The following is a 24,248-nucleotide window of genomic DNA, read 5'->3' on the forward strand; positions in this document are numbered from 1 at the left end:
AAACAATCAAGTCAGGGAGATTCTGCCATTGAATGGATGTCAGGGGTGTTTTGCACGATGGTGGACGTTCATCAGTCCAGTCCTGCGAACAGTTTGAACCCCCGCCTCCTGTATGGCTCCGCTGTCATGCTCAGACCGCAATACCTTCGCTGTCGAGCCCGGTTACGCGACGCCGGCGTTCGAACCAGAGATAGACCACAGGTGTCGTGTACAACGTCAGCACCTGCGAAACCGTCAGGCCACCGACGATCGCGATACCCAATGGCTGTCTCAGTTCCGACCCGGCGCCATGCCCGAACGCGAGAGGAACAGCCCCGAGAAGTGCAGCAAGTGACGTCATCAGAATCGGCCGCAGGCGCAGCAGGCAGGCTTCTCTGACGGCGTCGCGGGCTGACAGACCTTGCTGCTGCGCCTGCAACGTGAAGTCGACGATCATGATCGCGTTTTTCTTGACGATGCCAATCAGCAAAATGATCCCGATCATGCCCAATACCGAGAGATCCTGGCCACAGAGCATCAGTGCCAGCAGCGCGCCAAACCCGGCGGAAGGCAGCGTGGAGATGATCGTCAGCGGGTGGATGGCATTTTCATACAGCACGCCAAGCACGATGTAGACCGTCAGGATCGCCGCCAGAATCAGCCAGGGTTGCGACTTGAGCGAGTCCTGAAACGCCTGGGCTGTGCCCTGGAAACTGCCCGTCACCGTATCGGGCAGCGCGACCGCCAGGGATGCCTGGTTGATTGCGCTGACTGCGTCACTCAAGGCATGACCGGGGGCGAGATCGAACGACAGGGTAATGGCCGGGAATACGCCCTGATGGTTGATGATGATCGGCACCTGCTCGGTCTTGACGCTGGCCAGCAGATTCAGCGGCACCAGCGCTCCGGAACCGGCGCGGACGAACAGATGCGCAAGCGTCGCAGTGGATGTCTGCCAGGCTGGATCGAGTTCCAGAATCACGTGGTTCTGATCCAGTTGCGTGAACATCGTCGCAATCTGCCGCTGACCGAACGCGTCATATAGCACATCGTCGATGGCTTGTACCGTCACCCCCAGGCGTGCCGCCGTCGGTCGGTCGATGACCAGGGTCGATTGTGCAATGGCCTGCTGCTGGTCGGACGTCACATGTTGCAACTGAGGCAGGCTCTTGAGTTTGGCCAGCAGCACCGCGCTCCAATGATCAAGCTCGGCGCTGTCCGGATCCTGCAAGGTGTATTGATACTGGGTTTTACTGGCCCGGCCGCCAATCTGGATATCCTGATTGGCCTGCATGTACACCTTGATCCCGGACAACGCGTCGAGCGCCGGTTGCAGGCGCCGGATGACTTCAGCGGCGCTGACGGTGCGCTCGCTGAACGGCTTGAGGTTGATCATCACCTTGCCCTGGCTCACGGTCGGATTCGGGCCGATCCAGAAGTACACTCGGGCGACCGCCGGATCTTCACCGATCACTTGCGCGGCGCGATTGACCTGCGCGCGCATGGCGAGCGGAGAAATGTCCGCCGCTGCTTCGGCCACGCCCTGAATCAAGCCGTTGTCCTGTTGTGGAAAGAAGCCCTTGGGGATGCCGACATACAGGATTGCCGTCGCGACTACGGTCGCGATGGCCACGGCCAGGGTCGTGCGCTGATGATCGAGTACCCAGTCCAGACTGCGGCGATAGCCGTTGTGCACGCGTGCGAACCCTCGTTCGCAGGCCTGGGCAAAACGTCCTTCCACTTGGTCGTCATGAGGCTTGAGCAACCAGGCACAAAGCATGGGCGTAAGGGTCAGGGAGACGATGCACGACATGCTGATTGCCACACTGACCGTGACCGCAAACTCACGCATCAGGCGCCCGACAATTCCCGACATCAGCAGGATCGGCAGGAATACCGCAATCAGCGACACCGTCATCGAAACAATGGTGAAGGCCACTTCCCGCATCCCGTCAACGGCCGACTGCAGTCGGGATTTACCCATTTCCAGATGCCGGACAATGTTCTCCATGACCACGATGGCGTCGTCCACCACGAACCCGACGGCAATCGCCAGGCCCATGATCGACAGATTGTCGAGGCTGTAGCCCAGCAGGTACATGACGCCGAACGTGGCCACCAGCGACAGCGGAATGGTCAGGCTCGGAATCAGTGTCGCCGTGGCTTTGCGCAGGAAGACAAAGATCACCACGACCACCAGGGCGATGGACAACAGCAACGTGAACTGCATGTCATTGACTGACGCTTCGATGGTCTGGGTGCGATCACCCACCACCTGCACTTGCACATCGCGCGGCAGCGAGGCTGTCAACTCGGGCAATTTGGCCTTGATCGTGGCAATGGTCGACAGCAGGTTGAAACCCGGTTGCTTGTGAATGTCGACGATGACGGTCGGGTCGGCCCCCAATTGCGCCGCCTGCTGGGTGTCCTCGGCCCCGGCGATGACCCTGCCGAGATCGCCCAGTTTGATCGGCATGCCGTTCTTGTAGGCGATGACCTGATCGCGATAATGCTGCGGGTCCAGCAACTGATCGGTTGCACCCAGCGTGATCGAACGGCTTGGGCCATCGAGGCTGCCCTTGGGCTGATCCAGAGTGCTGACGCCAATGACGCTGCGCACGTCTTCAAGGGTCAGCCCCCGGGCAGCGAGTGCATCAGGATCAATCTGTACGCGCACCGCCGGTTTCTGTTCGCCATGGAAATCCACCAGGCCCACCCCGGGCATCTGCGACAGACGCTGGGCGATGTAGTTGTCGGCGAAGCGATCGAGCTCCGGCAAGGTGCGCGTTGGCGAAGTGACCGCCAGTGACAACACAGTGCCTTCGGCCGGGTTGACCTTGTTGAAGGTCGGCAAGCTGGACATGGTCTTGGGCAGGTTGGGGGTGGCGGTGTTGATCGCCGTCTGCACGTCCTGCGCAGCGCCATCGATGTCTCGGGACAGATCGAATTGCAGCACGATCTGGGTCTTGCCGGCGGCGCTCGAAGAGGTCATTGAGGCGACTTGCGGCACAGCGGCAAACGCGCGCTCCAGCGGCGTGGCAACCGACGACGCCATGGTTTCTGCACTGGCGCCGGAGAGCTTGGCCGTGACCTGAATGGTCGGGAAATCCACCGTCGGCAAGGGCGCCACCGGCAATTGAAAATAGGCAAAAGCACCGAGCAGCATCACGCCCAGTGCCAACAGGCTCAGGCCTACCCGTCGTTGAATCAAACCGGCCAGGGCGTTCATGGATTCACCTGCGCCAGATCAGCATTGGCATCCGTTTTGACCGGCACGACTTTCAGTCCCGGCGCAACGCGGGATTGACCCTGCACAACCACCGTTTCGCCAGCCGTCAGTCCCTGGCGTATCCATTGTTTGCCGCCGACCACGGTCGCTGCATCCACCTGTCGCGGTTGCACGCGTTGCTGCGCATCGACCACGTAAACGAAATGGCCCTGACGTCCCAACTGCACGGCTTCAGCCGGCACGACCGCCACATTGCGCCGGGTTTGTACCAGCAGGCGCGCACTTACCAGTTCACCGGGCCAGAGTTTTGCAGCGCTGTTGTCGAACTGGGCCTTGAGCTGGATCTGACCACTGGCGGCGGTCACCTGGCTGTCGATGAAACTCAGTTGACCACGGGCGATTTCCTGTTGACCGTCGCGGCTCATCGCAACCACTTGTAACGCGCCCTTGGCGTTTTCTTCGAGGATCTCTGCAAGGTCGTCTTGCGACACGGCAAACGCCACGGAGATCGGATTCATCTGCGTGATCGTTACCAGCCCGGAAGCTTCCGCACCATGAGCTATCGCGCCGACATCCAGCAGGCGCTGGCCGGTTCGGCCGGTCAGCGGAGCCTTGACCTGAGTGAACTCCAACTGCAGGCGCGCAGTATCCAGCGCCGCCTGATCGGCCTGTACCGTGGCCTGCTGGGCCGCCAACTCCGCGCGATACGTGTCGACGTCCTGAGTCGGCCCGGCCTTGGCGGCGGCAAGTTTCCCGGCGCGTTCGAGATTGACTCGCAGGTTGGCCAACTGGGCCTGATCCTTGGCGACCAGCGCCTGGGCCTGAGCCACCTGGGCTTGATAGACGCGCGGGTCGATCACCGCCAGCAGGCTGCCGGCATTGACTGTCTGCCCTTCGGCGAACAGCACTTTCTGCAGCTCGCCGTCGACCCTCACCCGCACATTGACGCTGTTGAGTGCCTGCACATTGCCGATGGCACTGATCCAGATCGGCAAGTCCTCGACGCTGACCCGAGCCATTTGAACCGGCACCGCGCCTGCCTCGGTGTTTACCGGTGTGGCCTGGGCACGGCGGACCCATTGCGCAGTACCGAGGACAGTGGCCAGCACGACCAACAGCAGACTGCCCAACACAATCGGACGACGTAAGCGGGAAACATTCATGGGTAAGCCACCTGGGCAGGAGAGAGAGAAGCGAGGGTGTTCGGCGCGAAGTCCCCGCCCAGCGCGCGGAACAGTCCGACGGCGGCTTGCAGGTGTTGCAGGTGTACCTGCAACAGCGTGTCTTCGGCCTGATATTGAGTGCGTTCGACGATCAGCAGAGTCTGGAAATCGGTTGCCCCCAGTCGATAACGCACTTGCGCCAACCGCGCCGCTTCGCGCGCCGACGCCACCGCCGACTGGTTCAGCGCGTAGCTTTTATCCAGTTCGCGCGCGGCGCTGAGCTGGGTTTCGACGTCTTGCAAGGCTTCGATGATCGACTCGCGGTAACTGGCAGTCAGCTCCTCGACATGCGCCTGATCAAAATGCAGTTGTCCATTGAGCTGGCCACCGGCGAATACCGGCTGGCTGAGGGTGCCGATGGCGCTCCAGATTTTTCCACCGGTGATCGTGTCGATACCGCCCAGCAAGTCCAGCGACAGATTGGGCAGAAACGCCGCGCGAGCCACCCCGACATCGAAATTGGCCGACACCAGCCGCGCCTCGGCAGCTTGAATGTCCGGACGCTGGCGCAGCAGACCGATCGGCAGCCCCGATGCCGGGTGCGGCACTTGCAGAGCGCCCAGACCGTTACCTTGCACATGGAAACCCTGAGGCTGCGCGCCTACCAGCACCGCCAATTGATACAGGGCCAGATCGCGCTGCTGACGCAACGCAGGCATGGCGGCTTCGAACGTCTGCATGGCGTTGCGCTGCTGCTCGACTTCGAGGTTCGACACGGCGCCCTGGCTAGCCTGGACTTCCACCAGTTGCAGAACCTGCCGGGCATCGTCGGCAATCGACTGCGCCAACCGCAGCCGATCTTCCAGGGACAGCACCTGAAAGTAACTGTCGGCGATACTCGCGCCCAGGCTCATGCGCAAAGTATGGGCATCAAATACCGTCGCTTTGGTCAGGGCATCCGCAGAATCGGCGGCAGCGCGCTGCTTGCCCCAGAAGTCCACTTCATAAGTGGCCTCGGCAAATACACTGCGTTTTTGTGTGGTGCCGTAATTGTTCTGGCGTTGGAAGTTGCCGCCCAGGTTCAGCGCCGGGTATTGCCCGGCACCGACCACCTGCGCCGATGCTCGCGCTTCGTCGATGCGGCTGGCCGCCGCTTTGAGGGTGTAATTGGATGTCAGGCCCCGGGCGATCAACGCGTCCAATTCAGCGCTGTGAAACTGCAGCCACCACTGCCCTCCTCCCGCTGAAGACGAGTCAGCAACGCCGTCCCATTGCCGAGCCAGTGGTAAATCCGGTTGCCGGTATTCAGGCACCATCGAGCATCCGCCGATCGTCATCGCGCCGGCAAGCACTAACATCACAGATAAATGCAACGCCCGGAGTACACGGCGCGTCGGCAAGGTTGTAACTGACATGGGCAAGCTATCCCCCGCTTGAGCCTCTGTGGCCTGCGCCACGAATGCGGGGAAGATAGCGAGGGGCGCCTGCCAGAGCGTTCGCCGGCAGATAAACTTTTATTTAACTGCCCCGAACGCGGGCTTCACTCCTCGACCGGCGCGACCTGAAAACTGTACCCGGCGCCTGGTACCGTCCTGATCAGCGAGTACGCGAAGCCCTCATCAAGTTTGCGGCGCAAGCGGTGGATGTGTTTATCGATGACGTTGTCGTTGGGGTCGAAATCGTAGTTCCAGGCACTGTCGAGCAACATGTCGCGCGTTACCACCTGCCCGCTGTGGCGCATCAGTTTTTCCAGCAACAAGGCTTCTCGGTGCTGCAGGGCAATGACCCGCCCGCCGCGCACGGCGGTACGCGTGGCGCAGTCCAGTTGCAGTTCGCCAACCGCCAGTTGCCGCGCCGGACCGCTGACTTGATCGCGACCACGCAACAAGGCATCCAGACGCGCCAGCACTTCGGCGAACGCATAGGGTTTGCCCAGATAGTCATCGCACCCGGCTTGCAGCCCTTCAACCTTTTGCGCAGTGGTCGACTGCGCGCTGAGCATCAGGATCGGCACGCGCAACTGTTGTGCACGGATGGCTTTGATCAGGCCAATGCCATCCAGACCGGGTAGGCGCCGATCGACAATCAAGGCGTCATGAATCCGCTCCAGGGCCATGTCCAGACCGCTGTTGCCATCGCTGGCGATATCCACCACGTGGCCACTTTCACTCAATCCGCGCTCCAGATAAGCCGCCGTCTGAGCGTCGTCTTCAACCACTAGAATGCGCAAGGAAAACTCTCCATCGATCGAACCTGAACTTTTATTTACCTGGTGGGAACGTGGCGCCCCGCCAAGCTTTGCCACACTATGCCATCTCAGTCTGACAATGTGAGCGGTTCAACTGCCATGACCCATGTTCTGGTCGTCGAGGACGACTTGCCTACCTGCCGTGAAATCGAAGCGGCGCTGTCTGATCACGGATTTACGGTGAGTTGCGTCAACAATGGGCGCGATGGCTTGCTCAAGGCCTTGAGTGAACCGTTCGATCTGATCGTGCTTGACCGGATGTTGCCCGGTGGCCTCGACGGCCTGGGCGTGCTGACGTCCTTGCGCGCCGCGAGTGTGACCACGCCGGTGCTGATTCTCAGCGCCCTCAGTGCGCTCGATGAGCGAGTCCGTGGCCTGCGCGCCGGTGGTGACGATTACCTGACCAAACCGTTCGAGTTCATCGAGTTGACCGCTCGCCTGGATGCCTTGAATCGTCGCCGCAACGAAGTGCCGACGCAGGCCCGCGAAACCCGTCTGCGGGTTGCCAGCCTGGAAGTCGACCTGCTGAGCCGGACCGTGCGACGCGGTGAGCGGGTCATCGATCTGGTCCCGCGCGAGTACGCCCTGCTCGAACACTTGATCCGCAACGCCGGTCAGGTCGTCACGCGCACCATGCTGTTCGAGGCCGTGTGGAATTACAGCTACGACGAACGTACCAACGTGATTGAAGTTCACATGAGTCGTCTGCGCCGCAAGATCGACGGTGAAGGCGAGCTGCCGATGATCCATACCATTCGGGGAGCCGGTTATGTTTTACGTTCACCTGAGTGAAATTCCGCGCACCATCAGCTTTCGCACCGGGCTGTTGTTTCTCGGCCTGTTCGGCGCCTCGTTCCTGGCGTTGTTCGGCTACATCTATTGGCAAACCGCGTTCTACCTGAAAACCGAAGCCGATACGGCGTTGTATCGCCAGGTGGAAAACCGCAGTGCGCAGCCCCCCGAGTTGCAGCTCCAGGAAATCCGCAAACATGCCGTGCAGGATGCCGAAGCGCGTTTGCCGCATAGCCTGTTCGATGCGCAGGGCAAGTTCATCGCCGGTGCCATACAGGAACTGCCGCCCTACTCCGCTTTTGACAAACCGCAGGAGTTTCGCTGGCTCAAGGCCAACGGTCACCACCGCCCTGTGCGGTTCATCGTGCACCGTCAGGCCGACGGCAAGCTCCTGATGGTGGCGCAAGATGTTCATGACATCCGCGAGTTCGATGAACTGCTGATCAATGCGCTGATTTCCGGCGGTGTGCTGTTACTGGTTGTCGGTCTGTGCGGAGCAGTCGCCCTGGGGTATTCGGCTCACCGGCGCCTGGACAAAGTCAGTCGTTCGATCAAGGGCATCATCGAAGGCGATCTCACCGGACGGCTGCCCATTCAAGGGACCAACGACGATATCGACCGTCTCGCTGATGTGGTCAACGGCATGCTGGATGAGCTGGAACGCCTGATGAGCGAAGTCAAAGGCGTGTGCGACGACATTGCTCACGATTTGCGTACACCGCTGACCCGGCTGATCGCCGGGCTTGAACGTGCCCAGCGGCGCGGACTGGATGAAGCGCAATACGCTGCCAGCATCAACGCCGCTTTGACTGAAGCCAAGGCGCTGCTGCTGACGTTCAAGGCGCTGCTGCGTATCTCGGAAATCGAAAACAGTGCACGCCGCAGCCACTTCGCGACGCTGGACCTGAACCTGATCTGCGCCGACGCCGCCGAGCTCTATGAGCCGTTGGCCGAAGAGCGCGGTATCAGCCTGACGCTGACTGAAAGCCGGCTTCCGGCGATGATCGCCGGCGATGCGCAACTGTTGTTCGATGCGGTCTGCAACTTGCTGGATAACGCCATCAAGTTCAGCCCGGACCATAGCCAGGTACGCCTGAGCGTTATCGCTGATCAGGAGTCGACAGGCATTCAGGTAGCGGACAACGGCCCGGGAATTGCGCCGGCGGAACGTGAAGCGGTGTTGCGCCGACTTTACCGGGCCGAATCAAGCCGTCATACACCGGGCAACGGCCTGGGGCTGAGCATGGTAGCGGCCGTTGCACGCCTGCATGATATGAAACTCAGCGTCAGCGATGCGTCTCCGGGCTGCCGGATCGATCTGCTCGGCAAGACCGGAGCAAACGCCCTCGCGTGATTGCTATGATGCTCCCCGTTTTGCCCCCCGGGCCGCGCCCAGACCTCCAGACACCTTTGGAATGTGAAGAACATTGATGCCGTTGCGAAAAAACCTGCTGGCCCTTGCGAGCCTTGCTACCTGCCTGCTCAGCGTCCAGATGACCCAGGCCAGCGAACCGTTGCTGTACACCGTCAGCGCCACCCAGGCCTTGGCGGGTGAAGGCCACAGTTGGGGCTTTGGCGCACTTGATCCGCAACGGCCTTACTTGTTCATTGCACGCCGGGAAAACGGGCTGTCGGTGTTCGACGTCGAGCGGCAACGGTTGCTGAAAACACTCGACAATTCCGCCGGCGCCAATGCCGTCACCTTCGTGCCTCGGCATAACCGCCTGTATGTGGCGAACATGGACGGCTCGCTGAGCATCGTGGCGCTGGATCGGCTGCAGGTGCTGCAGCGGCTGGAACTGGACTCAGGCAACCTGAACAATCTGCTCTACGACGCAAGTCGCGACCGGGTGATTGTCACCAGCGGTCGCCGTGGGGATCATTCGACGCTCTACCTGATCGATCCGAAAAGCGACCGGCTGACGGGCTCGGTCGATGTCCCGGCACAAAAGCTCGATGGCCCACTGGTGCTGGATAACGGCACCTTTTTAGTCCCCATGCGGGATGAAGACCAAGTGGCCGTGCTGTCCGGTGCAACGCTGGCGCAGCAGCAATTCTGGACCTTCGAAGGCTGTAGCAAGCCCGGCGCGATCGCCGCCGATCAGGTGCATCAGCGTTTGTTCGTGGCCTGCCGGGGTGACAAGCCTCGCTTGGTCATCGCAGATCTCGCGACCGGAAAGTTACTGGATACCCTGCCCATCGGGCACGCGGTCAACACGCTGGCCTACGACCATCAACGCGACCAACTGCTGGCTCCCAGCGGCGCCGATGCGAGTCTGGCAGTGATTCAGCGCAGCGCTCAGGGCAGCTATCGTTTGCTTGGTTCGATCGGCACACGGCCTTGGGCACACAACATGGTACTGGATGCCAAGCGCGGGCAAGCCTACCTGTTCAGTGCCGATTTCACGCAGCCGGCCCCGAGTCAGGATCAACCCAGACCGGACCCGGTGTTCCATCCGGACACGTTTACGGTGCTGACATTGCAGGCGAATTGAGGCAACGGTACGGCGCAGTCGTCGGGATCCGACGGTTCAGGCGCGTTATCCCAGATACGGTTTGAGCATGTCCTGCGCCTGGGGAGTAAAGCGGTAGCTTCTGTCCGATTGAGCGGTGATCACGTCCACCTCGGCAAGACGTTTGAGTACTTCGCGCACGCTGACAATCGGCAGTTGGGGAAAAGACGCTTCTATATAGGCATGCACGCCGGGCACGCCGATCAGGCGTCCCTCTTGCGCAGCGAGGATCAGGGCGTTGATCACCTTCAACCGAAAGAGGCTGGTGCGCAGTCCGTAAACCCGCAACATCTCACGGATGTGGCGATTGCCGCTGCAATCAAATTCGAGGGGGAGTTGGTGAGTCGTGACTTGAATCGGGCGACACTTGATTGTCGAGGTAAATCCCGGATTTTCCAGCATGCGAGTACTCCTGCCCGCCCATTGAAAATGGCAGACAGCAGCCAACCGGCTGTGCCTGCCCTCACGCATCAGAAATCGACCGTAGCCGACAGCTGCAAGGTGCGCGGATAGCCCGGCGAGAACGCGCCGTAAGAAGCAACGCCCGACCAGTACTCACGATCAAACACGTTCTGCACCGTAGCGCGGAAGGTCGTCGGCCGGCCTTCGATTTTCGTTGCGTAGCGTGCGCCGGCATCGAAACGGGTCCAGGAATCCAGTTCCTGGGTGTTGGCCTGGTTGACGTATTGACTGTCGGTGTAAATGGCCCCGCCCGTCAGGGTGAAACCCTCCAGCCATGGCGTATCCCATTCAGCCCAAAGATTGGCCTGCACGTCTGGCACACCCACTGGCTTGTTACCTTTGTTGGCCGCTGTCGCTGAATCGGTCAACTTGCCATCCAGCACCGTCACGCCGCCCATCAAGCGCGTGCCCGGTGCCACTTCGCCGAACATGCTCAATTCGATCCCGCGATTGCGTTGTTCGGCTTGCACCGAGAACACGTTGTCGGCGCCGACTTCACCGCTTGGTTTCTCGATCTGGAACAACGCCAGGGAGGTCATGAACGTACCGTGCTCGTACTTCACACCCAGTTCATGCTGCTTGGATTCATAAGGGGCGAATGTCTCGCCAGCGTTGGCCGCTGTGCCGGGAGCAATGTCGCCTTTACTCAAGCCTTCGACATAGTTGTAGTAGAGGGAAACGTCGTCCCAGGGCTTGACGACTACCCCCACCAGTGGCGTCGTCGCGCTGTCGTTGTACTTCGAACTGACGGAGCCCGACGCATTGTAGTTGCGCGACTCGATGTCCTGACGGCGCACGCCGAGCGTCAACTGGAAGCGGTCGTCGAGCATCGACAGCGTGTCGGTGAACGCAACGCCGGACAGATCCGATTCGGAAACACGCAGCACCTTCGGCGAGCTGATGTATTGCTTGGGCACATCGACCGGGTGATAGATGTTCGAACGGATTTCCGTGCCGTTGTTGATGCCGCGGGACAACTCGTCCTGGTACTGGGTCGCCATCAATGTGGTGGTGTGGGTGATCGGCCCGGTGGCGAACACGCCACGAATGCCGACATCGGCGGTGGAACGATCAACGTTGAATTTGTAGTAGCCGGGGATGTTGCTGGTATCCCCCGCCTCGTTGAGGATGCGTGGCACCTGGTCGGACATGCGCTTGACGTCCGACTTGCCGCCACCGGCATGGGCAAATACGGTGACCGTATCGCTCAGGTCATATTCGCCGCCGAGCAACGCCGACTGCTCTTTGGTGTCCGACCAGCCCCAATCCTGCGACAGGTTGGTGCGGCCATTCGGCGCGGACGGTACAGCGACGCCCGCTGCGATGGTGAAAGGTCGCGAAGCGCCCTCCCAGCTTTCTTTCTGGCTGATGTAGTCCAGGTTCAGGCGCAAGCGCTCACCGCGATAATCCAGGGCGATGGCACCGATACCCAAATCACGGCGCTGATCATCGATGGCCGTGTCGCCGCCTTGCAGGTTGCCGTTGAAGCGCACGCCAAACTGGTTTTCCGAGCCGAAACGACGGCTGAGATCCAGATGACCGCCGACCTGGGAATCCGACGCGTAGGTGGTAGTGACCCGTGTCAGGTCTTCGTCCAGTGGACGCTTGGGAACGATGTTGATCACCCCGCCTACGCCACTGTTCGGTGAGATGCCGTACATCAGCGCACCCGGCCCCTTGAGCACTTCGACCCGTTCGGCGTACTCGGTGAACACCCGGTAATTGGGCGCGACGCCATACACGTCGTCGAACGCCAGCTCTCCCAGGTTGCCTTCGCCAATCGGGAAGCCACGGATGAAAAACGAGTCGACGATGCCGCCCGTCTGGCCGGTGGAGCGCACCGAGGGATCACGCTCCAGCGCGTCCGCGACCGTGACGGTTTGCAGATCGGCGAGGGTTTTGGCGGTGTAACTGGTGACGCTGAACGGTGTGTCCATCACGTCTTTGTTGCCCATCATGCCCAGCCGCGCACCCCGTGCAACCTGGCCACCGGCGAGGGTTTCCGGCAAGGCCGTGGCGCCGTTGTAACGGGCGTTGACGTTGGTGGTGTCGAGGGTCAGCGCGTCCGTGCTGTCGTCGGCCAGAGAGACTGGCGCGTTCGAGGTTTTATCGGCGGCAACGTCTTGTTGCTCGGGGCTGGCGGCCCAGGCGTTGGCGCTTCCTGCGACCAGAACGAAATTCAACATGGCGGTACGCACGGCGAGTGTTAACACCCGCTCACCGCTAGGACGACTGACAACAGGCATGACGAGAGGATCCTTTCATCGAGAGAAAATGGTAATCACTCCTATTGCCAGTCGATCTGCGAAAAAGTATCACCTGCAGTCAAAGTTTTTTGGTTTTGATCCGGTCCGGGTCAGTCGTAGAGGCGTTCCAAAGGGATCGCGACCACCGGTAGCGCGGGGTCAAACGCGTGTCGGGTGGTCTTGTACGGGAAGATCTCGCCACGGGCGATGGTGCTGAAAATCCGCGCGACTTCGAACGCTTGCCCGGTCTGCCAGTGCCGCACACACACCCGCGGATCGGCGTAATCGAGCTGGATGCACGGCACGCGCTTCAGGCCCAATTGCAACGCCGCGTTGAAGCGGTGATTGCCGTCCATGACGATGCCTTGCGAGCGCTCGACGATGATCGGTTCCAGCCAATGGCCGGCGCGGACAATCGACTCGCGCAGCATCGTCACATTGGCCGGATCGACCTGCTCCGACTGCTGCACGTCACACAGCGGCCGCAACGCAATCTGATAACCGTGTTCCATGGTGGATCTCCTGATTGAGCGGGTTTCAGCAGGCGTCGGCGCGGGGAACCGGCGCGTATTGGCTGGCCACATCGAGCAGCCGCTGGGCGTGCTCGATCAGCGGCAAGTCGACCATCTCACCATCCACTTGCACCGCGTGGCTGCCCGTGGCGACCGCGCTCATCACCCGACCGGCCCAGGCCAGTTGATGCGAATCCGGCAGGAAGGCGCGCTGTACCGACACCAGTTGCGCGGGATGGATGCACAGCTTGGCGCCGAACCCCAGCGAGCGTGCGTACTGCGAGTCTTGAGTGACCACCGCCAGGTCGCTGATGGCGGGAGTAACGCCGTCGATCGGTGACGGCAAATCCGCTGTCCGCGAAGCCAGCACTATGCGGTTGCGGGCGAACAGAAATGCTTCGGGAGTCTGGCTGCAGTCGATATCCAGCGAGAAATCCAGCGAACCGAACGCCAGCCGCGCCAGGCCCGCAATCGCGGCAATCGCCTCGACCTGCTGCAGGCCTTTGGCGGTCTCGATGATCGCCACGATCTGCAGTCGTGGCTGCCACTCCAGCAAGTGTTCAACCACCCGCGCCAGGGTTTCGGGGCATTCGGCCTTGGGCAGGAATATCCCGTCGCATCGTTCGGGGTGGCGCATGTCGCCGAGCCAGGCCAGGTCCTGGCGAAACAGCGTGCTGCTGACGCTGTTCAGGCGAATGTATCGCTCGCAGGCAACCTTCGGCGTGTTCTCCTGCCATGCGCGGATCGCGGCGCGAGCGGCGGCTTTGCTGTCGGGGTGAACGGCATCCTCGAGGTCGAGAATGATCGCGTCCGGGCCAGCCTCGACGGCTTTGGAAAACCGCTCGGAGCGGTTGCCCGGTACGAACAGGTAGCTGATCGCGGGTGGGGTTTTGCGGCTGAGTCGATCGGATTGCATGGCGTTGCTCCTTGGCGTGAACCAGTCATGATTTCTGAAAAATTTCAGGCCCTGCCGACAGCGATTTTCGAGGCGCTGCCAGGGCTTCTCGCAACAACCCTCAACGCCTTGTTGATCAAGGAATCGAGGGGCTTTTTTATCTCAGGGCGAACGTGTCCTTGAGCGTGTAAATACACGTTCATTGATTCGCCTTTCGCAGGTCTTTATTCAAAAATATTTGAAAACCTTACTTGATAATCGTTCCTGTTCGCAATATTGTTCACGCCGCCAAGAGGAACTATCCTCGTTCCAAAGCAGATAGTCAGCGTCACGGGAAGTACATGTCAGTGATGTCATTTGAATGTCAGTTACTGTTCAAAAACCGGAATTGACCGACAACTAGCGGTCAATTAGCACATCCGTACAAGCCTTAGGGAATGGGGTTCTCATGCAATTGTTTGGTGAACCATTTATTACGATCGATGCTGCGAATTTATCTTCATTTTTTATCTGGCCGCCGCCAGTATCGCATTTAAATACTCGCAGCTGACGAGTAACAAATACGACACTCATCGATAACGATCGGTTATCGAAACATCAATGGCGAGATTATTTTCGACGCCAGGGGCCAACTATGCCTACAACAAATGCAGCACCTGTTGAACAGCGAAATAAAGTTCATCATCCGGAACTGTTAAAGCCGTTGATTGACCCGTTTATTTCCACATTTATCAATGACTTTCCGAGCAAGCTTGAGAACCTGGTTAAACAACACGGTTCGCCGCTGAATGTGGTCTGGCCCCACGCATTTGAATTGAATGCACACGCGTTGTTGGCGGTATTACAGCAATACAACGTGGCGCACGCGCTCTTCTACGGAGCCAAGGCCAACAAGTCCCAGAGCCTGCTCGGCGCGGCGGTGAATTCGGGCATCGGCGTCGATGTATCGAGCATCCACGAGTTGCACGCCGCACTGCGGGCCGGTACGTCGCCAGGCAAAATCTGCGCCACGGGACCGGCCAAAACCGTTGCGTTTCACCAGGCGCTGGTCAGCGCCGGCTCGTTGATTTGCGTGGACTCGCTGGAAGAATTCGATCACCTGACCCGTGTGCTCGCCTCACAGGCAACGACGATGAAGGCCAGGTTTTTACTGCGTTACCGGCCGAAAAGCAGTCAGGAGAGCCGATTTGGAATGGGCGCGGAAGACGTGCTTGAATGCCTGCAACGCCTGACCGGGCAGCCCACGTTTTTCCATTTCGAAGGTTTCCACTTCCATCTCGGCGGCTATGGATACGAATCCCGTGCACAAGCCTTTCGTGAGGTGACCGGCTTCGTCGAAGCCGCCAGAGAAATGGGCCTGAATCCGCAGATGATCGATATTGGCGGAGGCTTGCCGATCCGCTATGTCGAGCCGCAGGCCTATGCCCGGTTTCTGCAGAACGACAATAACTCCGGCAACTATTACAGCCAGAAAGTTCCGACCACTTATTATCCCTATGGCAGTGAATTGACGGCGCCACAATGGCTGGCATTATTGCTCGAAACCGAGCATTCACAGGGTTTGTCCATCGCCGGTTACTTGAAGCTTCATGATATAACCCTGGCCCTCGAACCAGGCCGTAGCCTCGTCGATCAAGCGGCCATTTCGATATTTCGCGTCACCCGAAGCAAACAATTGGCCGATAACAAAACCGTTCTGTTTGTCGAGGGCAGCAGTTTCAGTGCCTGTGAAACATGGTTCGCCTCTGAATACCTGGTCGACCCAATACTGATCAGTGCCGAACAACTACCCGGCACACCCACCCAAGCCTATATCGCCGGCCATAGTTGCCTGGACGATGACGTAATAACCCATCGCCTGATCAACTTTGCCACTGCCCCCAAGGCCGGAGACTTATTGATCTACGTCAATACTGCCGGTTATCAGATGGACCTGCTGGAGAACGAGTTTCATCGCCACCCCTTGCCCCGGCGGTTGACGGCGACCTGCTGTACGGAAGGTAACTATGTGTTTTCACCTGACTACTAAAGGGAACAATTGAAATGATATTGAATAAAGTATCGGACCTTATCGGTAATACACCGATGTTGGGCATAGATGTTCCGGACACCAACGCCCGCTTGTTATTGAAGATTGAAAAGAACAACCCCGGCGGCAGCATCAAAGACCGCATGGCGCGCAACATGGTGCTGGCCGCTCTCAAGTCCGGTCGTTTGAAACCCGGCGGCGTGGTTGTCGAGTCGTCGTCCGGCAATACCGGGATCGGTCTGGCGATGGCAGCGGTCGAGTTCGGTCTGCATTTCATTGCGGTGGTCGATCATCACGCCGCGCAAGACAAGATTGCCGTGATGAAAGCCCTCGGTGCCGACATTCGCTTCGTCAAAGGCACCTATCGCGAGGACGAAGTCGCGGTGGTCGAGCGCCAACAGATGGCCGCGCAACTGGCGACCGAGATTCCCGGTGCCGTGTTCATGAACCAGTCCGACAACGCAGCCAACGCCGGCGGCTACAGCGATTTCGTCCGCGAAACCGTCGCTCAGGCTGAAGGCGCTATCGGTGCTTATGTCGGCTGTGTCGGCACCGGCGGCTCGATGACCGGAATCGCTCGCGGTTTGAAAGTGCACAACCCGGACACCGTCACCGTCGCGGTGGAACCCGCCGGTTCGATCGTCTTCGGCCATCCCGGCTATCCCTATTATCAATCGGGCACCGGCACGCCAGCTGGCGACACCGTGGGCCTGGTGCTCGATTACAGCTGCATCGATCTGGGTGTGCAGGTCACCGACTCTCAAGCGTTTGAAACGGCCCGTTACATCGCGCGCAATTTCGCGTTGTTGGTGGGCGGTTCGACCGGCGGTGCGATTTTCAAGGCGCTGGAGCTCATCCACAAAGGCGTGCTGAGCGGCAACGTTGTCGTGCCGATTGCCGACGGTGGCGAAAAATATCTGCACACCGTGTTCGATGACACATGGCTGCAGGAACGCGACCTGATCGACGCAAGCATCGCCCCGCAACTGGACGCCTGGCTGGGCAAGACCCAATGGCTGGAATCCGTTTCCGCGCCGCTGCAACTGAGCGTCGCATGACCCACCCTTCACACAGGAACGCCTCTCGATGAATCTGTTGAAAGTCGCCATTTGCGGTGGTGGCAGGACCGGTCACCTCAACGCCATCCTGTTCAAACAGCTGCCCGATGTTCAGGTTTCGATGCTTACCAGCAACCTGGAGATCATCGAACAACACGCCCGTCAGACGCCAATGCAGGCGCTGCTGCCTGACGGTTCGACCCTGAGTGCCCGACTGGATCGGGTGACCACCGATGCCAGAGCTGCCGTCGAGGATGCCGACATCGTCATCATCACCGTACCGGCCCATGCCCGCGCGCAAACCCTGAAGGACATCGCCCCGCATCTGAACGCGAGCAAACCGGTGTACATCGGTGCGATTCCCGGTTTCTGCGGTTTCGACTGGCTGGCCGAAGCCACCCTCCCCGACCGCCCGAACCTGGTGATCTGGGGCATGAAGGATGTTCCGCACACCGCGTTCGAGTTGACGCCGGGCCGTTCGATCAAAATGGGCGGCGGCAAAAGCCAACTGTATGTTGCGACTCACGCCCGGGAGCCGCAAACCGCCCGCCGACAGCTGGAGAAGATACTCACCAGGCTGTACGGCCCCTGCGTGACGATGCTGGACAATTACCTGGAGATCACCCTGACGCCGGGCAACCCGATCATGCACAGCTCGGTGATCTACGGACTGATCGGCCCCTACGGCCAGTGGCATCGCAAGATTTTTCCGCAGCGTATGTGCTGGTGGACCGAGTGCCCGGAACTGGGAGCCTACTTCCTCGAGCGCATGGACCAGGAAAGCCAGGCGTTGTGTGCGGTCATCAGCCAGCGCATGGGCGTTGACCTGTCCTCGGTCAAGTCACTGAAACAGGAAATCGTCGAGGCCTACGGCGAACAGATCCGTGACCAGAGCAGCATGTTGTCGATTCTGCGCACCAATCAGGCCTACAACGACATCCTTGCACCCATGGTGCCCGCCGCCGACAACCGCGCCGGTTACGTGATCGAACGCGAGAGCCGTGCCTTCAACGAAGACGTTGCCTACGGCCTGGTGCTGTTGGTGGAGATGGCCAAGCGTTTCGACCTCAAGGTGCCCTACATCGAAGAAGTCTTGCACTGGAGCGTTGGCTACATGCAGGGCCTGCGCGACTCGGCACTCGACTATTTCCCCAGCCACTGGCCTCGCACGACAAGCGCCGCCGCGTGATCTCTTTATTCAATTTTCGACGAGCAGACCGCTGATATGGATGACTTCAAGACACTGATCGCCTACTCCCGTAAAAACGCCATGCGCCGCTTGATTCGCTGCCTTTTTGCGGAAAACATCCTCGAGCGTTCGGCACTGAGCTTTTGCGCCGAAGGCAACCAGGCCACTTACCCGCTCAAGGGCGGCCGCGCTCATCTGGCCTTTGCCGATATCGCCAAAGGCCCGGCCGACACGGTGGTCAACGACGGTGACGTGGTGCTGGTGACGGATGAAGGCGTACGCCAGGTCATCACCAGCCATCAGGACATGCTCGATGTGCTGCGCGACAGCTTCGACTTCGAACCGACTGACGAAGGCTTGGCCGGGCTCAAGGCCGACATGGAAAACAGCCTGACCAACGACGCTCACGCCCGTCAGCATCGCCAGCGCTGGAACGCCCGATTGGAGCAGGCTGCCAAGGATGCCGGGCTAGACAGCTTCACCGACTACCTGCGCCAGCACGCCAGTACCAAGGACGCTGCCATTCTTCTGGACCAGTGGGGTTCGCTGGAAGGTCACCCGTATTACCCGACCTGGAAAGCCCGCCCGGGCCTGACCGATAAAGAAGTCGAACAACTGTCACCCGAGTTCAATGCACAAGTACCGCTACGCATCGCCGCGCTGCGCGCCGACAACGCGAAAAGCGAAAGCATGCCGCACGTGATCGATTACCGCGCCTGGTTCGCAGAAAACTTCCCGGCGCAATGGGAGCAATGGAAAGCCTCGCTGAACAACAAGGGGCTGGACGAAAATCACTGGTTGCCATTGCCAATCCACGGTTGGCATTTGCAGGCCTACGTGCTGCAGAATTTCGCGCAAGAAATCGCCGACGGCATTCTGATTACCGACGGCCCCGACCTTCCAACGCTACCGACCATGTCGTACCGCACGATGATGCCCGTGCTGGATGAATGCGCGCCGCTGATCAAGCTGCCGATTGCCGTGTGGATGACCAGTGAGTTGCGCAGCCTGCAAGCCAAATCGATTCACATGGGGCCGCGTATCAGCACCGTGATCAGCAAGATTCTTGAGGTTGAAAACGGCTTTGATCAGCGCCTGGAAATCTTCCCGGAAGAAATCGGCGTGCGTTACAAAAACGCAGTCACTCAGGACGATCATCCGGGCCGGCACTTGTCCGTGGTGTATCGCGCCAGTGCCCCTGCGTTCGAGCGACGCGACGATTGCCTGCCAATTACCGTAGCGTCGCTGTTCACCCGTTTACCGGGCAGTGGTCGTCCGTTGTTCACCGATCTCATCGAGCGTGATGGCGTGCGGGCCAACGTTGCACAAGTCGAGAGCTGGTTCCGCGAGTACGCGAAAGTGGTCACTCACCCGGTGGTGGCGATCTATCTGATGTACGGCGTGGCCCTCGAAGCCCACCAGCAGAACACCATGGTGCTGTTTTCCCCTGACGGCAAAGCACGTAGTCTGCTGATCCGCGATTTCGGCGATGGCCGCACTTACGCGCCGCTGCTTGAAGAACGTGGCTACAGCCTGCAACCGCATGTGCAGCCGGGCATTCTGCCGACTGTATTCTCGGGCGACATCGAGCCGGTGCGCATGTTCGTCCTGGATGCGGCGTTCCTCACGCATCTGCACGAAATGGCCCTGTGGCTGACCAAGGAATACGGCTTGGACAACACCCGGTTGTGGCAGGTATTGCGCGAGGAAACCGACCTGGCCTTCGAGGCTGTGCGCGATCGTGTCGCGCCAGCGCTGTGGGAAGTCGAGCACAAGGCGTTCGTCGAAGATCCATGGCCAACCCGCTCGTTGTTGCGCATGCACATGATGCAGTACAGCAACTATCGTTTGCAGCACACCCTGACCAACCCGCTCGCTAGCGTTTAACCGAGGCAGACTCATGTCCCATGCAGGTGTCATCCAGGGTTCGAGAGTAAGAATCCTGATTTATCTTCTATTCGCGATCCAGTTAGTGTCGATGGGCGCGATGGAAATGAGCGGGCCGTTCTGGCCTGTCCACCTGCGTGGGCTGACGACGTCGGAGTCGGTTTTCAGCTTCGCCAGCATCGCCGTGTATGTCGGGCCGATGCTGGGCATTATTCTGACCAGTGCATTCTGGGGCCGTATCGGCGATCGCTACGGCCACAAGTTGATGATGATCCGCGCCCTCGCCGGCTTGTCGTTGACCCAGCTTGGGCTGGCCCTCTTCAGTGATATCTGGGTCATTCTGATTCTGCGTTTTCTGCAGGGAGCCTTCGCCGGCTACATTGCCCCGGCACAGGCTTACGGAGTCAGCATCGAGGCCCCTTCGCGGCGAGCGCGACTGTTCGCCATCCTGCAAATCTCCACCAACGTCGGCTCGTTGCTCGGCGCGGTGGTCGGCGGGTTGATCCTCGATTACGCGACGTTCTTCTGGATCAACATCATTGCCTCGGTACTGTGCGCCGTGTGCACGGTGATCGCTGCCGTGACCTTGCCGGACGTACCGCCGGTGAAGAAAACGCAGGTCGCGGACAACGCCGCCCCTGCGCGTCGTTCCGGCAGTCTCTGGCAAGGTTCGCCATTGCTGTCGTTGCTCGGGGTAATGGGCATTCTGCTGTTGGCGCGGATGCTGCCGCAGACCTCGTTCTCGCTGTATGTCAGCTCGGTGTTCGAGGTCAGCAACTCGGTGGTCGGCCTGTGCTACGGCTTGCTGGCACTGGGGTTTATTCTGTCGGCCACAGCCTGGTCGCGTTACTTCGAACACCGGAGCCAGCAGGACACCCTGCACCGCATCACTTACATCGTCATCGGCTGCATCGCGCTCACTGCTGTGGCAGGCGTCACGCGTAATCCGCTGGTATTTGTGGTCGCCTACTTCATCTGGGGCGTATTGCTGGGGGCTACCACTCCCGTGCTGATGGCCTTGATTTCGAAAACCGCTGACAGCTCACAGCAGGGTCATGTGCTGGGCATCGCTCAGGGCACCGCGCAGTTTGCCTCGATCGCCGGGATTTCCGCCGGTGGCCTGCTCAGTCAGGTCTACGGCTTGCAATACACCTATCTGTTCGTTTGCCTGGCCTACGTGGTGGCGCTGATCCCGATTATCGCCCTGCGCTACTGGCCCGCGGTGATGCAACCGAGTGCAGCCCCACCGGGGGACTGATCAAGGAGTCTGCTTTTGAACATTGAACAACTGCGTGCCGACACACCCGCTGTCGCGCACCTGATCCATTTCAACAATGCCGGCGCAGCGCTGATGCCCGCGCCGGTGATCGAAACCATGACCCGGCACATTCAGCTTGAAGCGAATCTTGGCGGATACGAGGCCGCCGGGCAGTGCTCAGCCGAGGTGGAAAGTGTCTATGGCGCCATTGGCCGCTTGATCAACGCGCAAGCCGATGAAATCGCAGTCACCGAAAACGCGACGCGCGCCTGGGACATGGCGTTCTATTCGTTGCCCTTGCGACCGGGCGATGTGGTGCTGACCTCGACCACCGAGTACGCCGGCAACTACATTCCATACCTGCAATTGCAACAGCAGCGGGGCATCGAGATTCGCATCATGCCCAACGATGAACACGGCCAGGTCTCGTTATCGTCGCTCAAGGACATGCTCGACGATGATCGGGTTGCCCTGATTTCCCTGCCCGTGATCGCCACCAATGGCGGGCCGGTGCAACCTATCGAACAGATCGGTGCCCTCGCCCGTGCGGCCGGCGTGCTGTATTTGCTCGATGCCTGCCAGGGCGTCGGGCAGATGCCGATCGATGTGCAGAAGATCGGTTGCCACATGCTCGCCGCCACCAGTCGCAAATACTTGCGCGGGCCGCGTGGCATGGGATTTCTGTATGTCGAACGCGGGTTGTGTCAGAACCTTGAACCGGCCTTCCTCGATTTGCATGCGGCCTCTTTGCAAACCGCTGACAGTTTCACCATTCGCCCGGACGCGCGACGTTTCGAAAATTGGGAATGCAACGTCCCGGCCAAACTGGGCCTTGGTGCAGCGGTGGAATACGCGTTGGCGCAAGGTATCGAACCGATGTGGTTACGAATTCAACACCTGGCGGAGTACCTGCGCCAGCAACTGACGGAGATTCCGGGCGTCACTCCGCGAGACCTTGGCGCGATCAAGTCTGGCATCGTCACCTTCACTCATCGCGATAGCAGCGCCGCGCAGATTCAGCAGTGGCTGGCCGCTCAGGGCAAGCGCATCAACGTCACAACGTCGACCTGCCGTTCGACACTGCTCGACATGCAGCACAGAGACTTGCTGGAAGTCAGTCGCGCGTCACTGCACGCGTACAACACCGAGGCGGAAATCGACACCATGATCGCGGCTCTGCGCCAACTGCCATCAGTCTGAACCGGACACCAATCGGCGCTTGCGTCACAGCCAGTTTGTAAACTAGCATTGGGAATACTTCTCAATTGCATGAATGCCTGCAGCCATGAGCCAAACCCTTCCCGCGAACAACGACAATCACCTGCGCGCGATCGAAGCCTTGTACAGCGGCCATCACGGCTGGCTGTACGCAACGCTGAGAAAAAAAATGGGTAACGCCATGGATGCGGCGGATCTGGCGCAAGACACCTTCACGCGCATCCTGGCCTCGCAAGTCACTGTCATCGAGCAACCGCGGGCCTATCTGAGCTGCGTGGCCAAGGGCATTCTGGTCAACTGGTATCAGCGCAAGGCGCTGGAGCGCGCCTATCTGGACGCTCTCGCCCACGTGCCTGCGCAGGAAGTACCTTCGCCGGAATTGCGCTTCATGGTGCTGGAGACCCTGCATGAAATCGACGCGATGCTCGACGCGCTGCCGCCACTGGTCAAGCGTGCGTTCCTGCTCTCGCAGATCAGCGGCCTGAAATACGACGACATCGCCGAAGAGTTGGGCGTGTCGCTGATCACCATCAAACGCTACATGAAGCAAGCCTTCGTGCAATGCCTGCTGCTGGTGGAGTGAATGCTCACCCTGCGCAGTCAGCCTCATCCCGATCAACAAGCCCTAGAGGAAGCGGCCGACTGGCTGATCCGCTTGAGTGAAGGCGAGCTCAGCGACACTGAGCAAGCCGAATGGGAATACTGGAAAACCAGCACCCCCGAACGCAGTCGCGCCTGGGCGCGGGCGCAGTTGCTGCAAAGCAAACTCGGTGGGTTGCCGCCGTCGTTGGCGATGTCGTCGCTAGATCGTCCGAGCAGTCCCGAGCGCCGTGCGGCACTGGGCAAACTGGCGATGATCCTGGCGATCCTGCCGGCCGGCTGGGGCAGCTGGAAGCTGGCAGAGTCTCAGCAATGGTCGGCCGACTATCGCACTGCTGTCGGCCAGCAACGCGAACTGACCCTGGCCGACGGCTCGAAAATCACCCTGAATACCGCCACCGCCATCGACGTCCTGTTCGATGCCAATCAACGGCTCGTTCATCTGCGCGAAGGCGAAATACTGGTGCAGACCGCAACGGACAACTCGCCGATGCCCCGTCCATTTCTAGTCAGCACCCGGCAAGGCCGCATGCAGGCGCTGGGCACGCGCTTCACCGTTCGAGAGCTGGAGTCGCGCACTCACCTTGCGGTGCTCGAGGGCGCGGTAAAAGTCGAGCTGGCGGAAAATCGTCAGGGGACACCACTGATCGTCAATGCCGGGCAACGTACCGAATTTTCGGCGCATACCTTCGGCCAGGTCAGCATCGCCGACCGCTACGTCGGCGCCTGGGCGCAGGGCATGTTGATGGCCGACAAGATGCGCCTGGCAGACTTCGTCGACGAGCTGACTCGCTATCGCCGTGGGTTTGTGCGCCTCGACCCGGCGATTGCCGATCTGCGTGTGTCCGGTGCCTACCCCATCAGCGACACCCAGCGCACCTTGAACATGCTCGCGCAAACCTACCCGATCCTTGTCAGCGGCCATTTGAATGGCTTCTGGGTCATGCTTTCCCCCGCCTGAATCAAAAAA

19 protein-coding genes are annotated in these 24,248 nt (G+C 60.0%); 11 read left to right on the plus strand and 8 right to left on the minus strand.

The window, feature by feature from the left end:
• Nucleotides 1-130: 130 nt before the first annotated feature.
• The 4 genes from AC0J41_RS12425 to AC0J41_RS12440 all read right to left on the minus strand — a co-directional run bounded on the left by AC0J41_RS12425 (nucleotide 131) and on the right by AC0J41_RS12440 (nucleotide 6,601).
• Entirely contained in the window at nucleotides 131-3,208 is a 3,078-nt protein-coding gene (locus AC0J41_RS12425) for an efflux RND transporter permease subunit (protein WP_473015754.1), read from the minus strand.
• Complete coding sequence (locus tag AC0J41_RS12430; RefSeq protein ID WP_473015755.1) at nucleotides 3,205-4,371, minus strand: efflux RND transporter periplasmic adaptor subunit; 1,167 nt, start codon at nucleotides 4,369-4,371, stop codon at nucleotides 3,205-3,207. Before AC0J41_RS12430 ends, AC0J41_RS12425 begins: the two co-directional genes overlap by 4 nt.
• Nucleotides 4,368-5,786: an efflux transporter outer membrane subunit gene (locus AC0J41_RS12435; protein WP_473015756.1), complete on the minus strand. Its 1,419-nt coding sequence runs from the start codon at nucleotides 5,784-5,786 to the stop codon at nucleotides 4,368-4,370. The genes AC0J41_RS12430 and AC0J41_RS12435 overlap by 4 nt, the downstream gene beginning before the upstream one ends.
• Nucleotides 5,787-5,911: 125 nt before the next feature.
• Complete coding sequence (locus AC0J41_RS12440) at nucleotides 5,912-6,601, minus strand: response regulator transcription factor (protein WP_025109691.1); 690 nt, start codon at nucleotides 6,599-6,601, stop codon at nucleotides 5,912-5,914.
• A 117-nt stretch (nucleotides 6,602-6,718) separates the two neighbouring features.
• Here AC0J41_RS12440 and AC0J41_RS12445 point away from each other — a divergent pair, with 117 nt between their 5' ends.
• The 3 genes from AC0J41_RS12445 (at nucleotide 6,719) to AC0J41_RS12455 (ending at nucleotide 9,906) form a co-directional block, all read left to right on the plus strand.
• Nucleotides 6,719-7,411, plus strand: a complete 693-nt coding sequence (locus AC0J41_RS12445) for a response regulator transcription factor (protein ID WP_473015758.1) — start codon at nucleotides 6,719-6,721, stop codon at nucleotides 7,409-7,411.
• A complete protein-coding gene (locus AC0J41_RS12450; RefSeq protein WP_025109689.1) occupies nucleotides 7,389-8,765 on the plus strand; it encodes a sensor histidine kinase in 1,377 nt (458 codons plus the stop codon). Before AC0J41_RS12445 ends, AC0J41_RS12450 begins: the two co-directional genes overlap by 23 nt.
• Nucleotides 8,766-8,841: 76 nt before the next feature.
• Nucleotides 8,842-9,906, plus strand: coding sequence for a YncE family protein (locus AC0J41_RS12455; RefSeq protein ID WP_473015759.1), 1,065 nt, complete (start codon nucleotides 8,842-8,844; stop codon nucleotides 9,904-9,906).
• Nucleotides 9,907-9,951: 45 nt separating this feature from the next.
• Here the strand turns inward: AC0J41_RS12455 and AC0J41_RS12460 are convergent, their stop codons facing one another.
• The 4 genes from AC0J41_RS12460 to AC0J41_RS12475 all read right to left on the minus strand — a co-directional run bounded on the left by AC0J41_RS12460 (nucleotide 9,952) and on the right by AC0J41_RS12475 (nucleotide 14,060).
• The gene (locus AC0J41_RS12460) at nucleotides 9,952-10,326 is read right to left on the minus strand and encodes a fe2+ zn2+ uptake regulation protein (RefSeq protein WP_473015760.1); all 375 of its coding nucleotides are present in this window, start codon (nucleotides 10,324-10,326) and stop codon (nucleotides 9,952-9,954) included.
• 68 nt (nucleotides 10,327-10,394) lie between these two features.
• Nucleotides 10,395-12,632, minus strand: coding sequence for a TonB-dependent receptor (locus tag AC0J41_RS12465; RefSeq protein ID WP_473015761.1), 2,238 nt, complete (start codon nucleotides 12,630-12,632; stop codon nucleotides 10,395-10,397).
• A gap of 110 nt (nucleotides 12,633-12,742) precedes the next feature.
• The gene (locus AC0J41_RS12470; RefSeq protein WP_473015763.1) at nucleotides 12,743-13,144 is read right to left on the minus strand and encodes a ParB N-terminal domain-containing protein; all 402 of its coding nucleotides are present in this window, start codon (nucleotides 13,142-13,144) and stop codon (nucleotides 12,743-12,745) included.
• A 25-nt stretch (nucleotides 13,145-13,169) separates the two neighbouring features.
• On the minus strand, nucleotides 13,170-14,060 hold the full coding sequence (locus AC0J41_RS12475) for an HpcH/HpaI aldolase/citrate lyase family protein (protein WP_473015764.1): 891 nt from the start codon (nucleotides 14,058-14,060) through the stop codon (nucleotides 13,170-13,172).
• A 613-nt stretch (nucleotides 14,061-14,673) separates the two neighbouring features.
• Here AC0J41_RS12475 and AC0J41_RS12480 point away from each other — a divergent pair.
• The 8 genes from AC0J41_RS12480 (at nucleotide 14,674) to AC0J41_RS12515 (ending at nucleotide 24,239) form a co-directional block, all read left to right on the plus strand.
• A complete protein-coding gene (locus AC0J41_RS12480) occupies nucleotides 14,674-16,068 on the plus strand; it encodes a Y4yA family PLP-dependent enzyme (protein ID WP_473015765.1) in 1,395 nt (464 codons plus the stop codon).
• Between the two features lie 14 nt (nucleotides 16,069-16,082).
• Nucleotides 16,083-17,126 (plus strand): PLP-dependent cysteine synthase family protein, encoded by a 1,044-nt coding sequence (locus AC0J41_RS12485; RefSeq protein ID WP_473015766.1) that lies wholly within the window; start codon nucleotides 16,083-16,085, stop codon nucleotides 17,124-17,126.
• Nucleotides 17,127-17,154: 28 nt separating this feature from the next.
• A complete protein-coding gene (locus AC0J41_RS12490) occupies nucleotides 17,155-18,315 on the plus strand; it encodes an NAD/NADP octopine/nopaline dehydrogenase family protein (protein ID WP_473015768.1) in 1,161 nt (386 codons plus the stop codon).
• A gap of 36 nt (nucleotides 18,316-18,351) precedes the next feature.
• Nucleotides 18,352-20,202, plus strand: coding sequence for an IucA/IucC family protein (locus AC0J41_RS12495; RefSeq protein ID WP_473015769.1), 1,851 nt, complete (start codon nucleotides 18,352-18,354; stop codon nucleotides 20,200-20,202).
• 13 nt (nucleotides 20,203-20,215) lie between these two features.
• Nucleotides 20,216-21,460 (plus strand): MFS transporter, encoded by a 1,245-nt coding sequence (locus tag AC0J41_RS12500; RefSeq protein WP_473015770.1) that lies wholly within the window; start codon nucleotides 20,216-20,218, stop codon nucleotides 21,458-21,460.
• A gap of 15 nt (nucleotides 21,461-21,475) precedes the next feature.
• Nucleotides 21,476-22,660: an aminotransferase class V-fold PLP-dependent enzyme gene (locus AC0J41_RS12505; RefSeq protein ID WP_473015771.1), complete on the plus strand. Its 1,185-nt coding sequence runs from the start codon at nucleotides 21,476-21,478 to the stop codon at nucleotides 22,658-22,660.
• 85 nt (nucleotides 22,661-22,745) lie between these two features.
• The gene (locus tag AC0J41_RS12510; RefSeq protein WP_473015772.1) at nucleotides 22,746-23,261 is read left to right on the plus strand and encodes a sigma-70 family RNA polymerase sigma factor; all 516 of its coding nucleotides are present in this window, start codon (nucleotides 22,746-22,748) and stop codon (nucleotides 23,259-23,261) included.
• Nucleotides 23,262-24,239, plus strand: a complete 978-nt coding sequence (locus AC0J41_RS12515) for a FecR domain-containing protein (protein ID WP_473015773.1) — start codon at nucleotides 23,262-23,264, stop codon at nucleotides 24,237-24,239.
• The last annotated feature ends 9 nt before the right edge of the window (nucleotides 24,240-24,248 follow it).

Source organism: Pseudomonas sp. Arb-4-2C (assembly GCF_055755015.1).